At 71.6% G+C, this 16,057-nt stretch carries 12 protein-coding genes and 4 pseudogenes; 5 read left to right on the plus strand and 11 right to left on the minus strand.

The features are described from left to right. Nucleotides 1-100 precede the first annotated feature (100 nt). Nucleotides 101-511 (plus strand): annotated as a pseudogene (locus ACFWVP_RS02790) (sulfite exporter TauE/SafE family protein); the annotation flags it as partial. 20 nt (nucleotides 512-531) lie between these two features. On the opposite strand, the gene ACFWVP_RS02795 reads toward ACFWVP_RS02790, so the two are convergent. Further along, a complete protein-coding gene (locus tag ACFWVP_RS02795) occupies nucleotides 532-819 on the minus strand; it encodes a metal-sensitive transcriptional regulator (RefSeq protein WP_384493298.1) in 288 nt (95 codons plus the stop codon). A gap of 81 nt (nucleotides 820-900) precedes the next feature. Between ACFWVP_RS02795 and ACFWVP_RS02800 the strand changes: the two are divergent. Continuing rightward, a pseudogene (locus tag ACFWVP_RS02800) lies at nucleotides 901-1,144 on the plus strand (rhodanese-like domain-containing protein); the annotation flags it as partial. Between the two features lie 34 nt (nucleotides 1,145-1,178). On the opposite strand, the gene ACFWVP_RS02805 reads toward ACFWVP_RS02800, so the two are convergent. After that, entirely contained in the window at nucleotides 1,179-1,778 is a 600-nt protein-coding gene (locus ACFWVP_RS02805; RefSeq protein WP_384493135.1) for a CGNR zinc finger domain-containing protein, read from the minus strand. Between the two features lie 91 nt (nucleotides 1,779-1,869). Between ACFWVP_RS02805 and ACFWVP_RS02810 the strand changes: the two genes are divergently transcribed. Continuing rightward, nucleotides 1,870-2,664 (plus strand): MBL fold metallo-hydrolase, encoded by a 795-nt coding sequence (locus ACFWVP_RS02810; protein ID WP_384493136.1) that lies wholly within the window; start codon nucleotides 1,870-1,872, stop codon nucleotides 2,662-2,664. A gap of 147 nt (nucleotides 2,665-2,811) precedes the next feature. Here ACFWVP_RS02810 and ACFWVP_RS02815 read toward each other — a convergent pair. The 3 genes and pseudogenes from ACFWVP_RS02815 to ACFWVP_RS02825 all read right to left on the minus strand — a co-directional run. Beyond that, a pseudogene (locus ACFWVP_RS02815) lies at nucleotides 2,812-3,073 on the minus strand (SAM-dependent methyltransferase); the annotation flags it as partial. A gap of 138 nt (nucleotides 3,074-3,211) precedes the next feature. Next, a complete protein-coding gene (locus ACFWVP_RS02820; RefSeq protein WP_384493299.1) occupies nucleotides 3,212-3,538 on the minus strand; it encodes a hypothetical protein in 327 nt (108 codons plus the stop codon). A gap of 345 nt (nucleotides 3,539-3,883) precedes the next feature. Continuing rightward, nucleotides 3,884-4,885, minus strand: a pseudogene (locus ACFWVP_RS02825) (SGNH hydrolase domain-containing protein); the annotation flags it as partial. 275 nt (nucleotides 4,886-5,160) lie between these two features. Between ACFWVP_RS02825 and ACFWVP_RS02830 the strand changes: the two are divergent. Next, nucleotides 5,161-8,502 (plus strand): S8 family serine peptidase, encoded by a 3,342-nt coding sequence (locus ACFWVP_RS02830; protein ID WP_384493137.1) that lies wholly within the window; start codon nucleotides 5,161-5,163, stop codon nucleotides 8,500-8,502. A gap of 222 nt (nucleotides 8,503-8,724) precedes the next feature. Here ACFWVP_RS02830 and ACFWVP_RS02835 read toward each other — a convergent pair whose 3' ends face one another. The 3 genes from ACFWVP_RS02835 to ACFWVP_RS02845 form a co-directional block, all read right to left on the minus strand. Continuing rightward, complete coding sequence (locus ACFWVP_RS02835; RefSeq protein WP_384493138.1) at nucleotides 8,725-9,375, minus strand: hypothetical protein; 651 nt, start codon at nucleotides 9,373-9,375, stop codon at nucleotides 8,725-8,727. An 8-nt stretch (nucleotides 9,376-9,383) separates the two neighbouring features. Next, nucleotides 9,384-10,904, minus strand: a complete 1,521-nt coding sequence (locus tag ACFWVP_RS02840; RefSeq protein WP_384493139.1) for an ATP-binding protein — start codon at nucleotides 10,902-10,904, stop codon at nucleotides 9,384-9,386. Between the two features lie 95 nt (nucleotides 10,905-10,999). Next, nucleotides 11,000-11,683, minus strand: coding sequence for a response regulator (locus ACFWVP_RS02845; protein WP_384493140.1), 684 nt, complete (start codon nucleotides 11,681-11,683; stop codon nucleotides 11,000-11,002). Between the two features lie 566 nt (nucleotides 11,684-12,249). On the opposite strand from ACFWVP_RS02845, the gene ACFWVP_RS02850 reads away from it, so the two are divergent. Beyond that, the gene (locus tag ACFWVP_RS02850) at nucleotides 12,250-12,606 is read left to right on the plus strand and encodes a hypothetical protein (RefSeq protein ID WP_384493141.1); all 357 of its coding nucleotides are present in this window, start codon (nucleotides 12,250-12,252) and stop codon (nucleotides 12,604-12,606) included. 412 nt (nucleotides 12,607-13,018) lie between these two features. Here ACFWVP_RS02850 and ACFWVP_RS02855 read toward each other — a convergent pair whose 3' ends face one another. From ACFWVP_RS02855 to ACFWVP_RS02865, 3 genes are all read right to left on the minus strand, one after another. Next, nucleotides 13,019-13,735 (minus strand): hypothetical protein, encoded by a 717-nt coding sequence (locus ACFWVP_RS02855; protein ID WP_384493142.1) that lies wholly within the window; start codon nucleotides 13,733-13,735, stop codon nucleotides 13,019-13,021. 175 nt (nucleotides 13,736-13,910) lie between these two features. Then, nucleotides 13,911-15,068 (minus strand): macro domain-containing protein, encoded by a 1,158-nt coding sequence (locus ACFWVP_RS02860; RefSeq protein WP_384493143.1) that lies wholly within the window; start codon nucleotides 15,066-15,068, stop codon nucleotides 13,911-13,913. A gap of 109 nt (nucleotides 15,069-15,177) precedes the next feature. Continuing rightward, nucleotides 15,178-15,699 carry a hypothetical protein gene (locus ACFWVP_RS02865; RefSeq protein WP_384493300.1) on the minus strand — a complete coding sequence of 174 codons (522 nt, stop codon included), beginning with the start codon at nucleotides 15,697-15,699 and terminating at the stop codon, nucleotides 15,178-15,180. Between the last annotated feature and the right edge of the window lie 358 nt (nucleotides 15,700-16,057).

A 16,057-nucleotide genomic window follows, 5' to 3' on the forward strand; every position in this document is an offset into this window, starting at 1 on the left:
CGGCGATGTCTGCAACCCGAAGATCGCCGTCTACCACACGCGCCTGCTGCCCTCGCGCCGTCCGGCACCTCGCCGCACCTGGGGATGACCCTGCTGGTCCGCAGCCATGCGGCCCTTACCCCGGTCTGGCTCGGCAGCTACGTTCTGGTGCCGGCCAAGGCCCGTACGTTCTTCGAGGAGGCTCGGGGCCGTGACGGGATATTTCGGTGTGGGCGGGGGATTCCTCGTCGTTCCCGCCCTGATGAGCGTGCTCGGTCCGCGCATGAAGCAGGCGGTGGGCACCAGCCTGCTGGTCATCACCGTCAACTCCCTGGTGGTGCTCACCGCACGATCGGGAACCGGCGGTGAGCTGCGATGGGAGGTGATCGCACCGTTCACGGGAGCCGCGATTCTCGGCGCCTGGGACGGCAAGCGACTCGCCACGAAGATCACAAACGTGACCCTGCAGAGGGCTGTCGCCTTCGTTCTGCCGGCGGTGGCGGCCCTCATGCTCGCCGACGTGATCGTCTGATCACGAAGGCCGCCGAGAGGTCAGGCCAGCGAGAGGAACAGCTTCTCCAGCCGGGCACGCATCTCGTTCGGGTCCTCGCCGGAGCGTTGCCCGTCCGCCATCTCCGTCAGGCACTGCTGGAGGCCGGTCGCGATGATCGCGAAACCGGCCCGGTCGAGCGCCCGCGACGCGGCCGCCAGCTGGGTGACGACCTCCTCGCAGTCCCGGCCTTCCTCGATCATCCGGATCACTCCGGAGATCTGCCCCTGAGCCCGGCGCAACCGGTTCAGGACCGACTTCAGTTCCGCCCCTGCCAGTTCAAGCTCCATCATCACTCCTCATGGATACCCCCAGGGGTAATGTACTCCCCTTGGTCGGGGCACCGTCGAAGAACAAGGATGACATCTGCCATGACCGCGGTCACCGCCCTTGACATCCGCCAGGCCCGCGCGCGCCTGCACGAACTGACCGTCATCGACGTCCGTACCCCTTGCGAGTACGCCGGCGGTCACCTCGCCGGCGCCCTCAACACCTCCCCTCGACCGGATCCAGCGGGCCCTGCCCGGCATCCGCCACGCGGCTGACCGCGGTGATGTCCTGGTCGTGTGCGCCTCCGGCCCCCGCTCCCGCATCGCCTGCGGGATCCTCGCAAAGGGGGTGGGCGGCGCGTACCTGGAGGAGTGAGCCGTCATTCCGTCCCGGGCCGAGTGCGGCGGGCGTAGGCGCGGGCGGCGCGGGCGCGGTCGCCGCAGCGGGTGGAGCACCAGTGGCGGCGGCCCTGGCGGATCAGATAGCGGTTGCATGGTGGGGAGCCACAGGCGGTCAAGCGCTCCGCCTCAGGACCGGTGAGGAGGTCGGCGGCGTCGGCGGCCAGGGTTGCCAGGGCGTGGTCGACGATCGCGGAGGTGGGGTGGGGCGTGGCCCGGTAGGGGCCGTTCTTCTCGTCCCACTGCAGCAGGGGGGCGGTGGGGACGCGTGTCATCGCGTCGTTGATGGCGGCGACAGCGGCGGGACGGGCGGGGAGCCCTGCGGTACGGGAGGTGAACAGGGTCCTGATCTGCTCGCGCAGCGCGCGCAGTTGGGTCGCGCAGAACTCCTGCAGGCCGGCGTCCACCGGGGCGAGGCCGTGTTCGGTCAGCCAGTGGTTCGCCTGGGCGGGGGTGCCCAGGAAATCGGCCGTGTGCCCCCCGGGCAGCGCGATCGCACTGTTGGCGAGGGCGAGGGAGGGGTGTTCATCCTCGCCCTGCGCGGGCTGCGGCGCGGGTTCTTCCATCATGGACTCCTTCATATATCTCATGGTACGGCTTGCGTCCATCCGTGAGAAATGGCTAGAGTCGTCTCACGTTTCGCTTGAAACTATCCGTGAGGTGTCTTTCTTCATGTCTTCTCTCCCCGCAACGGCCGACCAGTTCCCGGTCCGTGTTCTCGGCGGCCCGACCACCCTCTTCGAGTACGGCGGCCTGCGCTTCCTGACCGACCCGACCTTCGACGGCCCGGGCGACTACCCGGGGGCAGGCCCGACCTTGACCAAGACCGCCCCCGCAGCCGCTGACCCGGCCGCCCTGGGCCCTATCGACGTGGTCCTGCTCTCGCACGACGAGCATGCCGACAACCTCGACGAGTCCGGTCGCGCCCTGCTCGCCGACGTCCCGCTCACGCTCACCACTCCGAGCGGCGGTCTGCGTCTCAGGGGCACGGCCAGGGGCCTGGCCGACTGGGAGGCCGTCGAGCTGAACCGTCCCGACGGCGGCACGGTGACCGTGACCGGCGTACCCGCCGTCCACGGTCCCGGCGCGCGGGAGAAGGTCGAGCCGATCACGGGCCAGGTCGTCGGCTTCGTCCTGACCGGAGAGGGTCTGCCCACCGTCTACGTCAGCGGCGACAACGCGTCGCTCGACGCCGTCAGGCAGGTCGCCGAGCGGTTCGGACCGGTGGACACCGCCGTCCTGTTCGCCGGCGCGCCCCGCCTCCCTGTCCTTTTCGACGGCGGCCTGGTCGTCCTGGACAGTGCCCAGGCCGCCCAGGCCACCGAGATCCTCGGCGCCCGCCGCGTGGTTCCGGCCCACCACGACAGCTGGGCGCACTTCACGGAGGGCCGCAAGGAGCTGGAGGCCGCCTTCACCGCCGCCGGTCTGGCGGACCGCCTGGACCCGGACTGGATCCAGCGCGGCTGAGCCGGAGTCGGGCCGGCCGGGTCAACTGGTGCCGGCGACGCCTGAACTCCCGGTAGGAGTGGCAGGACGGACACGGCTTGCGCTGACGGCCCGGTGGCCGACCTCAGGTCGGCTTGCGCCACACGGAGATGTGCTTCGCGGAGTCCTGGGTGAACGGCGCTCCGTCATCTTGCGGCGCAGCACCGCTGCCATGTGTTCGGACAGCTCGATGCCCACCACCGGCACGCCGCGTTCCCGGAGCGGGACACCCACCGGCCGGTCCCGATGGCGAACTCCGGTGCCCGGCCGTCTCCGGCGAGCTCGGCGAGGAAGGTGAGAGTCGGTCCGAGAACGGCGGCCGAGGACATCGCGGTCTCCTCGGCGTCGTAACGGTCGGCGGTCGCACGGTCCACAGCTCACTGCTTGTCACGGGCCTTCACTTTGCCGGGTACCGGGGTGCTGTCGATGCGTTTCCTGCCACCGGCTCCGATCACACCGTTCGGGGCGGGCGCGGATCACCAGCCCCGGAGTGTTCCGACCACCGTGGAGATCATTCCGGCAGGCATTCTCATACCGGCCGGGAGTGTTCGGTTCGGGGCAGGCCGAGCAGGCCGCGTGCCACGACTTCGACGGACTCGTTTCGCTCCCTGGCCAGAGCGATCACCGCTCGGCAGGCGAGCTCGTTGATCCCGAAGGCCAGGGCGTCGGGTGCGACCCAGCCGGCCGCCTCGTCGAGGCGGTCCGCGTCGTCCTCGGCGCTCGCGGTCACATAGGTCGCGGCGGCTTCGAACATGTTGTGCCGCGGCCGGGACGGGTCCCGTGGCGGAACGGGGACGGGCGGATGCGCGGTGAAGGCCTTTCGCAGGCGGGCAAGCGCGCGACGAACAGTGATCATGTAAAGCCGCCTTCCCTGGGACGACGCGGTGGGCGTCGTGTACCGCACACACCTCAAGTCTGCCACCGAGCAGAGGAGTTCGAACCTGATCGGTCCGACGCGCGGGATCGAGCAGACGGTGTCGGAGAGCGGGGCGCCGGGTGGCGCCGGCCCGAACCCACCCTGCAGGCCCCCGACCACTGGGACTGCACGGCCGCCGCCGTGTGCCTTCAGGAAGGCGCTGCGATGCCCGTCCTCGGTGACTCCGGCGCGCCCACCAGTCGGTCCAGCGACGGCGCCAGAACCGGGACGCAGCGCCTTCGCGTACGCCTCCGAGAGGTGGCTCTCGTGGCGGTAGACGGCGGTGTCGGCGACGACTACGGGGCAGATGCCGGTGCCGGGAGCGCAGAGCCACGGCGTGGGGTCGATGACCGTGGTGGCCGTTCTGGACGCGGCGGCGCGGAGGGCGGCACCGCGGGTCGCGTCGCGCGTCGCTTCCGGCAAGTGGTTCGCTCAGGCGCGCAGTTGCGGGGAGTTCCCGGCGGCGCAGTCGACCGGGTCGCCCTTGGGCCACGGGGTGTCGAGCAGGGCGGCGACCCGGGTTCCGGGGGAGGCCCGCTCGCGGAAGGTGTGCTGGTAGCCGGTGCTCCACTGGCGGAGGGGGTCCGCGGCGGGGCGGTACGGGTCCCCGGCGTCCGAGGAGGAGACGACGACCAGCTCGGGGTGCAGGGTCTCGATCCTCGCCATCGCGGCGGTGCGCCAGGTGTCGCAGGCGCTGTACGGCTGGCGGCCGCTGATGATGGTCACGGCGGCGACCTTGCAGGAGGCCTTCGTCAGCGGGACCAGCTTCCAGCCGCGTGTGGTCGCGAGCCGTTCCAGGGCGGGGAACCACTGGGCCGCGTGCGAGTCGCCGAAGAGGACGACCGTACGCGAGGACGTCCGTCGCCGTAGACGCAGCACCTGGTCGTGGTGGTGGCGTAGTCGGCGTGGCAGCTGTCCGGGTAGACCGCGGAGCGCGATGACCTCACCTTCAGCAGGGGCGGGGCGATGTTGCTCGGCAGGGACGTGGGGGACGACGCCAGGAGTTCGGCGAGGTGTGCCTGCGGGGCCGGTGCGCCGGAGAGAGCAGGCGCCAGCGCCGGCGCGGGGCCGCCCACCTCGATCGTCGGCGGGACCGCCGTCGCCGTCAGGGACAGCGCCGAGACGCCGGCCGACAGCGCGGCGCCGAGAACCAGGGGTTGCGCCGTTGCCGCCCCGACCTCGCCGGAAGCGCGAAGGTTCAGCCGCGGGAATCAACGGTTCACCTTCCGGTGCGGTGACATGCCTTGAGCGAGGGCCGGTGCGGCGCGCTCCTCCGCGAGCCGGCATCAGGCGGTGAGGCCCCGCGTCGTGAGTGCCGGTCGCCCGCCGCCACGTGCGAGGCCTCCCGGCCGGTGCGCCCGCGCATCCGCATGTGCGGGGAACCGGGCGCCGGACGCCCTACCGAGTAAGCCGGATCATCCCGAGCGGCTGTTACACAACGATCATTGAGTGCGTCCGAGCGACCCCGGAATACTTCAGGGCCCCGGGGTCGAACGAATCCGAACACACCCCGCGCGGGCTGGGCCTTCGCCCGCCCGATTCACTCCTGAGCAGGGACAATCTTGCGTAAACGATCAAAGAAGGCGTACGTCGTCGCTGCGGCCGCCGTCGTCCTGACCGCCGGCATGACCGGCCCGGCAACGGCGAGGACCAGTGGCCCGGACACGACAGCACCGGTCGGTGCCAAGGGCTTGGGGACAGCCGGCAGGACCGTCCACACCGTCACCTTGATCACCGGTGACCGGGTGCAGGTGGACTCCCGTGGCCGGGTCGGCGGTATCCAGCGGGCGAAGGGCCGGGAGGACATCCCCTTCTTCACCCGGACGCAGGACGGCCGTACCTATGTGATGCCGCGTGACGCCCGGCGGCTGATCGCCGACGGCACCCTGGACGAGCGGCTGTTCGACGTCACCGGACTCGCGGAACCTGCGAGCCGCAAGGCCAACCGGGCCGGCCTGAAGGTGATCGTCGGCTACCGGGGACCGGCGGCCGAGTCGGCCCGCGCGGAGGTGCGGTCCTCCGACGGCACCACCGTCCGCCGGACCCTTTCGGCCCTGGACGCCGATGCCGTCACCGACGCCGGAGCCACCGACAGCAACGGTTCGCTGTGGGACGCCGTGACCCGTCAGCGGGACGACGGTTCGGCGGCCAGGGCCTCCGGTATCGCGCGGATCTGGCTGGACGGCGTACGGAAGGCGTCGCTCGACCGCAGCACCGGACAGATCGGCGCCCCGGCGGCCTGGGCCCGCTCGTACGACGGCACCGGTGTGAAGATCGCCGTCGTGGACACCGGGATCGACGCCTCTCACCCGGACCTGACGGGCCGAGTGGTGGCGGCGCGGAACTTCAGCGGCTCCCCGGACGTCCTGGACCGTGTGGGCCACGGCACGCACGTGGCCTCCGTCGCGGCCGGTTCGGGAGCGAAGGACGCCCGGTTCAAGGGCGTCGCGCCCGGCGCCCAGCTGATCAACGCGAAGGTGCTGGACGACCGGGGCGTCGGTGACGACTCCGGCATCCTCGCCGGGGTCGACTGGGCCGTCGCCCAGGGTGCCGACGTCATCAACATGAGCCTGGGCAGCCCCGACACCCTGGGGATCGACCCACTGGAGGCCCAGGTCAACAAGATCTCCGCGGAGAAGGGCATCCTGTTCGCGATAGCCGCGGGCAACAGCGGCTCGGGACGGGGCACGGTCGCGTCGCCGGGCAGCGCGGACGCGGCCCTGACGGTCGGCGCCGTCGACGACGACGAGCAGATCGCCGACTTCTCCAGCGTCGGCCCCCGCACCGGGGACGGTGCCGTCAAGCCCGACATCACCGCGCCGGGCGTCGACATCACGGCGGCCGCCGCGGCCGGCACCCCGGGACAGAACCCCCCCGGATACGTCAGCCAGAGCGGCACGTCGATGGCGACCCCGCACGTCGCCGGCGCCGCGGCGATCCTCAAGCAGAAGAACCCCACCTGGACGGGCGCACAGATCAAGGCCGTCCTGACGGGCTCGGCCACGGACGGCTCCCACTCGGTCTTCCAGCAGGGCGCGGGCCGGCTCACGGTCGACAAGGCGATCGACCAGACGCTCGTCTCCGAACCGGGCTCGGTCAGCCTGGGTACCCAGCAGTGGCCCCACACCGACGACACACCCGTCACCGAGCAGGTGACGTACCGGAACACCGGCACCACCGACGTCACGCTCGACCTGTCGCTGGCAGCGCCCACCGGCGGCGACGGACAGCCCGCCCCGGCCGGGTTCTTCACCCTCGGAGCCCAGCGGATCACCGTCCCGGCGGGCGGCGACGCCGCCGTGGACCTGACGGCCGACACCCGGCTGGGCGGCACGGTCGACGGCTCGTACTCGGCCACGGTCGTCGCGTCCGGAGACGGCCGGACCGTGCGCACCACGACCTCGGTGGACCGGGAGAGCGAGTCGTACGACGTCACGTTCAAGACCATCGGGCGGGACGGTGGAGCCGGCACCAACTGGCAGGCCGACCTGAAGGGTTACCGCGGATCCGCGGCGGGCCTGCGGTTCTTCCCGGACCTGTCGTCGGGCACCACCACGGTCCGGCTGCCGCGCGGCACCTACAGCCTCGCCGCCGACATGCTGGTCGACCCCGCGGCCCCGGACAAGGGCGTCGACCTGATCAACAATCCGCAGCTCCCGGTGACCGGTCCCACCACGGTCACCCTCGACGCCCGGACCACCAGGCCGGTGGACTTCAAGGTGCCGGACGCCGACGCGCGTCCCACGCGCGCCGGAATGATGTCCACCCTGAACACACCCGAGACCTTCATCATCGAAGGGGGCGAGTTCAGCAGCTTCGACAACCTGCGCACCGCGTACCAGGGCCCCAAGATGGACGACGGCGTCCTCGCCCAGCAGTGGTCCGCGCACTGGGAGCGGGGCACCAACGAATACAACGTCCTCACCGGCGGCCCGGTCCAGGAGCTGGCCACCGGCTACAGCAAGACGTACACGGCCAAGGACATGGCCCTGGTGAAGGCGAGGCTCGGGTCGTCCGTACCCGGTATGGACGGCGCTTTGGCGGCGCACGGCACGCTGGACTGGGGAGGCGGCGTCGAGGCCCCCTACCTGGTGCGGTCGGCACCGGGAACGCGCAACGTGTACCTGTCCACGGCCGACGGGGCCGCCTGGAACATCGTCGCGGGCGTGCTGGGCGAGGCGGACCCGGCGGGATACCGGAACTTCGACTCGGCTTACGAGCTCGACGGGCCGCAGCGGTTCACGGCGGGGGCGACGTACACCGAGACCTTCAACGTCGGTGTCGCAGGGCCGCGGTTGAAGGCGGACGACGGGATCGTACGCGACGGCGACGACATCTACGGCGCGTTCCCGCTGGTCAGTGACGGGTCAGGCCATTCCGGATTCGCCGAGTACGCGAGTGCGAGCACGACCATCCACCGCAACGGCGAGCTGTACACACAGAAGGACGTCGCCATCGACCAGGAGCCCTTCACGCTGCCGTCGGACACCGCCGCGTACACGGTGTCGACCACGATCAACCGGAACCCTGCGATCAACCGCACCGGCACCCGGATCGACGCCTCGTGGAGCTTCAAGTCGGCCCGTACGGACAGTGCGGCCATGCTGCCGGTCTCCACGGTCCGCTTCCTGCCGCAGCTCGCGCTGGACTCCACCGTTCCAGCGGGCGGCAAGCAGACCTTCCCCGTCGAGGTACAGGGCGCGGCTGCGGGCGACGGCCTGAAGACCCTGCAGGTCCTGGTGTCGTACGACGACACGAAGTGGCTGCCCGTCCCGGTCAGGGCGGACAGGATCACGGTACGCGCCCCGGAGAAGGGCAGGTCGATCTCGCTGAAGGCCGTCGTCACCGACAAGGACGACAACCGGTCGACGGTCACGATTCACGACGCCTACTCCGGCAGGTGACACCGCACGGGGCCGCAAGCCACGGGGCGCGCGATCGGGTGAGCCACCGACGGACGTGACACGGCCCCGGGTGAGTCGAGGAGCGCGGCCCGCCGGAACGGATGTTCCGGCGGGCCGCCTTCCCGCGTGAGGGAAGCGTGGCTCTTCCAGGAGCCCCGACTCCGCCGGAATCGGCCGATCGGCCGCGTCGAGCGTTTCGATTCGCATACCCTCCGCCGCGGTTCAGCGTGCCGGCACCTGGACCGGTCGAACGGGGCAGTCCGCGGGGGCGAGGCGTTCGTCCCGCCCGACCAGGATCACGGACACGGCCCCCTGCTTGTGCGCGGCGAACGCGGCCGTGCAGACGAGCTGGTCACGGGCGGGGGCGGACAGCCGAGCCACCCGCAGACGCAGTTCGACCTCGACGGCCGGGCCACGGGTCACGACCCGGTCCACGGTGGATGCCGCACGCGGCAGCGAGGGAGCATTGCGGAACCCGGCCCGCCGTTCGGCCTTGTCCGGGCCGGTGAGCAGGGCGGTGACGGCCGCGAGAGGCGAGAGGGACTCGCTCGTCTCCTCACCCACCGAGGGCGAACCGTCGAGGCCGTCACGTCCGGGGAACCCGGCGGTGCCGGACGCCGAGCCATCCGGTCCGGCGGAGCCCGCCACGCCGTTCGGCCACGGTGAGTCGACGTGGCGTGGCACGGGCAACAGTTCCTCGTCGGGGGAGAAGAGGAACACCAGCACCCGTCCCTCACGCGGGGGGAGCAGATCGGCGACAGCCGGACTGCCGGCCTCGACCACGGCCGTCTCCTGGATACCGCAGCCCACGAGCGGGCCCCCGGCCAGCACCAGCAGTGTCGCGAGCCGTACCGCCCGACCCGCACGGGACACCGGAATCCTCACGCCCCGGCCTCCGTCCGGTCCCGGCCGTCCGCCGGTCCCCTGCCACCGTGCGCCTCCGACGGACCGTCCGGCGCGCCGATGCCGGGCGAGGGCCCGGCGAAGGGCAGCTCGACGGTGAACGACGCGCCGCCGTCGGGCGCGTTCTCCGCGCGGATCGTGCCGCCGTGCAGCTGTACGTTCTCCGCGGTGATCGCAAGCCCGAGACCGCTGCCCGACGAACGGGAACGCGCGGTGTCCGCCTTGTAGAAACGGTCGAAGATGTGCGGCAGCGCGTCCGGTGCGATCCCGGGGCCGCTGTCGCGTACCTCGGTGACCAGCACGTCCCCGCGTGCCGACAGGCGTACGGCGACCGGTTCCGCACCGTGGCGAAGGGCGTTGCCCACCAGATTGGCCACGATGACGTCGAAGCGGCGCGGGTCGAGGCGGATACGGAGGCCGTCGGGCAGCTCCGCCCGGACCCGGCCGGTCCACTGTCTGCCGGACAGGGTGCTGCGTACGGCCTCCGCGGCGTCCACCTCGTCGGTGGTGAGCTCCGCCGCGCGGGCGTCGAAACGGGATATCTCCATCAGATCCTCCACCAGCACCGCCAGTTTGGTGGTCTCGGCACTGATCAGGCGCACCGCCCGAGCGGTGTCCGGGGCGAGCGTCCCGGCGTCCTCGTCCACCACGTCCGTGACGGCGAGCATGCCGGCGAGCGGGGTGCGCAACTCGTGCGAGACGTCCGAGGCGAAGCGCCGGGCCCGCGCCCCGGCATCCCGCAACTCCTGCACGGAGCGCTCCAGACGGGCCGCCGACTCGTTGAACGTCCTGGCCAGGTCGGCCATCTCGTCCCGGCCGTGTACGGGGATGCGGGTGTCGAGCCGCCCACCGCCCATGGACTGCGCGGCTCGCCGCAGTTCACGGACGGGGCGCAGCACGCTACGCGCCGCGAGCAGTGCGGGCACCAGGGCCACGGCCAGCCCTGGCAGCGCCCCGTCGCGCGCAGCGGTCACCAGCGCCTCGATGTCCGCCTCCTCGTTCGTCAAGGGCATCACGGCGAAGAGGACCAGGCCACTGGGTACCGCGTCACCGCCGGCGACGACGCGAGTCATCACCGGCAGCCCGATCGTCAGATACGCCTTCCCGTCCTTGACGACCCGCTCGAAGCTGCCGTGCGGAGAGGTGTGCGCGGTGCGGCGCAGCTCCGCGGTCAGAACACCGGAGACGGGCCGGTCACCCGAGGAGGCGCGCAACGAGCCGTACTCGGCGAAGACGATCCACGGATGGGGTTTGGCGCGCGCCGCGATGTCGTAGAGGTACCACCGCAGCGAATCAGGGTCCAGGGGCAGGCCGGGGGCGAACCGCTCGGCCTCCTCCCGGAAGGAGGCTACGGCCGTGTCCTGCGCCCGCACGAGGACCGCGCTGCGCGCCTCCCGATAGGTCAACGCGGCGGTCGTGACGGCGCTGACCGAGGCCACCAGCAGGAACGCGATCACCAGCCGGGTCCGGAGGCCGAACGCCGCGGTCGCGCCGGACATTCTCCCGGCGGACCCTGCGACCGGTTCCGGCTTCGCGGAGGACCTCCTTCCGGTGAACCTCCCGGCCAACCTCCCAGCGAGCCCCACAACCAGCCTCACAGCGGACCGAAGCGGTAGCCGAAGCCACGCAGCGTCTGTATGTATCTGGGATCACCGGACGGATCTTCGATCTTGGTGCGCAACCGGCGCACACAGGCGTCCACCAGACGGACGTCACTGTGATAACTGTGCGCCCAGACCGCTTCCAGGAGCCGCTGCCTGCTGAAGACCTGTTCCGGCACCGCCGACAGGTGCAGCAACAGCTTCAGTTCGGAGGGTGCGAGGGCGACCGGGGCGCCCGACCTGAGGACGGTGTGACCGGCACGGTCGATGTGGAGCTCACCGTGGTGCTCGACGGCGGGACGCGCGTCCACCGGAGCTTCGACGCTGCGCAGGACGGCACGTATCCGGGCTTCGATGACCTCGGTACGGGCGGGCTTGACGATGTAGTCGTCCGCACCCGCGTCCAGGCCGACGACGATGTCCACGTCGTCGCCGCGCGCGGTCAGCATGATGATCGGCAACTGGCTGGTCTCGCGTACCCGGCAGCACACCTCGACGCCGCTCATGGCGGGCAGCATCAGGTCGAGCAGCAGGAGATCGGGGCGGAAGGCACGCAGTGCCTCCAGACCGGCCTCACCGGTCGCGGTGGCGAGGACGTCGTGTCCACGGCGGCGCAGCCCGAGCTCGACGCCCTCGCGCACGGAGGGGTCGTCTTCGACGAGGAGGACGCGTGGCATGGCGGGGTCTCCGGGGGCGTGGGGGACGGGCAGGGGTGAAGGGTTCGGCGACTGAAGGGCGGGGACCGAACGGCGGGGACAGGACCGGACCGATGGTCGGGTGACAGCGCCCGTGTTCTCGCGCATCGCCGGTCAGCCGGCGGCCCGCGCCGGCGGCTCCGGTGCGGAGCGCTCCGGCGCAGGCGGTCGGAGGCCCGGCCCGGCAGCGCGTCGGGCGCGTCCGGCTCGGTCAGCCGTGGAAGCCGCGCCCGCCGCGCGAACACGACCGCGACTTCGTCCCGGCGCTCCCGCCCCGCGGCGACCCACCCGGTGCTGGGGAGCGGCGGAGAGCGCGAGGTGGCGACGGGTCATGGGCGTACTCCAGGAGGTGAGGCAGTCGTGATGCTGACTCCTCATCCTCCCAGGCGTCTCCCAGGTGGTGACGACCCGTCGGCAGAGCACGTGCTGGTCCGACGGCTGTGAGGGCCCCGGTCCTGCCGCCGCCTTCAGTGTCCGTGATGGGCGAAGGCCGCCCAGATACGAGGGGAGGCGAAGGGACGGCCGACGGTTTCGACGGCGATGCCGCGATGCCACGCAGGGCGGCGGGGACCGTGCGGTGCGGGTCGAGCATCCACAACTGCGCCGCGCGCAGCGCGTCCCGCGGGGGAACCGGCGGCGTCCGGGGCCTCGGCATGACCGTGGCCGCCGAGGTAGTGGTGTATCCCGCGATCGTCCTGTCCGCCGACCGGCTCGGACAGCCGTGGCCCACCCCTGATCCATGCGCAGCGCACGAGGCAGTGCTGCCAAAGCCCGCACAGCGGCCCGTCGAGGTGCTGCGGCGACTGTCGAAGTCCTCGATCGACCTGGACGACGAGGCCGGCCGGCACTGGCTGGAACAGACGATGAGCCGGTACGACGTCCACGTGGGCGCGCCGCCGAACTGAGGTCACCACGGCCGCCGGACCCCCCCCGCTCCACCCGGAAGGACGGCTGCCGGGCGGGACCCGGGCAGAATCCGGGTGTGATCCGGTCGCGCTCCGGGCGAGGGGTGTCCGGGGGCTCCGGCGGCTTTCGCCAATGCCATCATCTGATTCGGTGGGAGCTCGACAGACGGGGCAATCCATCGGCACACCACCGGGTGCCTAAAACACCGGATGTGCGGTGCCTTCCCTGCCGGCCCAGTACTTCCGTACGCGTCGATACGCGTTCCCGTGCGACCAATTCCACGGTGCTGTCCTTGCCCGATCAAGGTGCGGACAGTTCATTCGCGCACCCTCGGCACATCCCGCAGCACCTTTCCACCCATCCGCCGATCGCGTAAATCGGCACACCCTTCAGGAGGAATCATGTCCGCGTTCACAGAAGGCGAGAGGTTCGCGATCTTCCCGGTGATCCTCGTCGTCGAAATCTCGCTCTCGATGAACGGGGTCGACGGGCCGGGGGCGCCGACCCGGCGCCCGGTTCCGGGCCGGGGGCCTGGTCCGGCTCCGATGCCGGGACGGTGCCCGGGTACAGATCGGCACGCAGGCTGTCGCGCAGCCCCGCCAGGTGCGCCCAGCCACGCCGGACCTCCGCCTCCACGGACTCGACGGTGTGAGTGGGATCGCCGGAAACCTGGCCGTCCGGGGTGCCGCCGGGACCCTGGCCGCCAGGGTCCGACGCGAGCCGCATCAGTGAGCCGTAGAGCGCCCCGAGCGTCCGGTTGACCGTCCGCAGCGCTTCGAGGACGGGATCGGAGACGGTCATCTGTGCCTGCGCGTACGTGTTCCGGTACGAGGCCCGCGCGGTGTCCAGTGCCTCGGCCGCGTGGTCCCGGACGTCGCCGCGCCGCAGCGCGTGGCAGTAGTCGGACAGCGCGGTCAGATACTGCCGGGCCGTGGCGTTCAGCTCGGCGTACAGCGTGGCGCGCGCCTCCCGCAGACGGTCGCGCTCCTGCCGGGCCGACCGCAGATCGCTGTGGTCCCGGTCCGCGCGATGAGTCCGCTCGGCCTGGCGGTACGACAGCAGCGCCGACGCCAGCGTGCCGATGATCCCGACCGCACCCACCACCAAGGCCGCCGTACCCTCGCCCATGGTCCCGCCCCCTTCGCCGGGACGGCCTCGTGCCGCCCCGTGGTGCTCCTTCCCGGTGAGGTGGCACGGCACCGGGTAGCGTCCGGGGCGACCGAGGGCGTCTTCCGGGGAACGGCCGGGCTGGCGCGCGTGCGGCCCCCGGACGGAACCCCGGCTCGCAGGGGAGCCGGTGCGGTCAGCGGCAGGGCTTCGGCAGCGGCCCGTATCCGGCCAGGACGTCGACGACGACCCGGGCGTTCCCCCCGCGGTGGGCCACCAGGTGGACGTCCCAGGACGGGTCCTCGGCGAGTGCCGGGCCCAGCGCGGCGAGCATCCTGCGCAGACTGTCCTCCGGCTCCAGCCCGCCACGGCCCGCCCCGAGCAGAGGCAGGCCCACCGAGCGCAACGGACGCTCCAGAAGGTTCCGTTCGGCTGCCGCGCAGGCGAAGACGCGGGTCACGGCCGTCTCCACCGCTCCCGGCGGCACCTCGTACCCGTCGTCGGCGCGCGGACTGACGACCGCCGCGTGGTAGATGCGGAGGACCGAGCGGGCAGCGAGGGCACCGGACGAGGTGGCCACGACCGTGCCGGCAGCGACCGGCAGGCCCGGCGTGGCGAACTCGACCAGCCACTGCCGCAGTTCGGCCGCCACCACATCCTCAAGGATCCCGCCCGCCGCGTCCTGCCGCGCACCCGCGCGGCGCAGCCTGCCGGACGTCGTGGACCGGAAGGTACGGGACATCTCCAGATAGGTGTTCTCCGAGGCCACCAACACGTCCACACCACTGAGCAGTTCGATCGAGGTGGTGTGCACGGTGACCGGCACGGTGCCGTGCGCGAAGCGCACCGGCACGGTCTGCGGAGACATCGGCGGTCCGCCCGGTGGCTGATCCGGGGACACTGGCACCTCCGGCCGCTGCGGGGGCGAGGCCCGGCGGGCACGGCACAGGCTGAGGACGGCCTCGGCCGTCTGCTCGATCACCAGTCTCTCCTGGTGCTTACGGAAATGCTCGGTCCCGACCCCGAAGCACTTGGCGGCCTCCCGTCGCCGGTCCTGCGCGTGCGCGTCCTTGGCACCGCGCCCCACACCGAAAGTCAACTCCGCGGCCCGGCGCAGCACTTCCCCGCTCATCGTCCCGACGGCCGCGCCCAGCAGCTTCTCCACCGCCTCCGGCGGCACTTCGCCGGCATCGGTGAACCCGTCGGCGAACCCACAGGTGACGGCCGACGAGTGCAACGCGGGCAGCGACAGCCTGCGCAGCCGCAACAGACCGCTGACCCGGACCGAATTCAGCTCCGCGACCAGGTCTGCGAGTGCGGCGGGGCCTGCCGGCGGGTCGGGAACCAGGCTCATCGCCCGAGATTACCAGCGCACCCCCTCCCCGCACCGGCCTTCGTCGGCTCGGGGTCGTCACCGCGGGTGTGCGAGGAACACCTCCTGAAGGGCGTTTGTGGCCTCGTCGTCAAGCGGTGGGATCCACGTTCCACGCTGCGGGAAGTCCGCCGCCGCAGAAGACGCAGACGAAGTCGTCCTCGCGGACGATGTTGTGCTCCTGGCAGCCGGGACACCGCCGGAACACCACCTCATGGGTGAAGCCGGACGGACGCCCGAGCCCGACGCCGTCCAGAGCACGAGCGACCGCCGGCCAGGAGCTGATGTCCGGGCAGTATCCGGTGGAGTGGTTGCTGACACCATCCACGGCCCATCGGCCCGCCTCACGCAGGAAACCGATCTCACCGGCGCTCAGAACCATGTCCCCGCCGGCGCAGGCCACGTGCTCACTACGCCGAGGCGCCAGCCGGAACAGCCCGTCCGTGCCGACCACGAAGGTGAACGGCTCGGCCACCTCCGCCGCCGGTCGCTCAGTGATCCACTCGTCGAGGTCGGCCGCCGAGCTGATCCGGCACCCGCCACTGCCAGGCCGGACCGCGGCCTTCAGCTCGACCGGCCCTACGTATCGGTAACTCCGCCCCCGCACACACACGGGAGCCAACGTAGAGCACCTCCGGCACACTCCTGCGTCACAGTCCTCCGCAATTCGGTTCGTTGCTCCACGAAGTGGTCCGACGGACTTCGCGCCGGACCGGTCGCAGGTTCTGCCATTGCCGCGTCGATGTTCCTTCTCGGCAAGGCGTGGCATATCGCCGCAGGCTCCGCCAGGGTCGGGACGGCCACGACCGCCCGCCCGGTGGGGCGGACGGCCGTGGCGGGCGAACCACTCGTGGAACCCGAAGCGCCACGCCTGCCGGACGTCCTCGGTCTCCATCGGACGCAGTGCCGTCATCGGCGGGAAGATCCGCAGGAGGCCGAGGTCTGCCGTCAGCTCGGTTCCGTCGACCGGG

Source organism: Streptomyces sp. NPDC058637 (assembly GCF_042717325.1).
GTDB lineage: Bacteria > Actinomycetota > Actinomycetes > Streptomycetales > Streptomycetaceae > Streptomyces.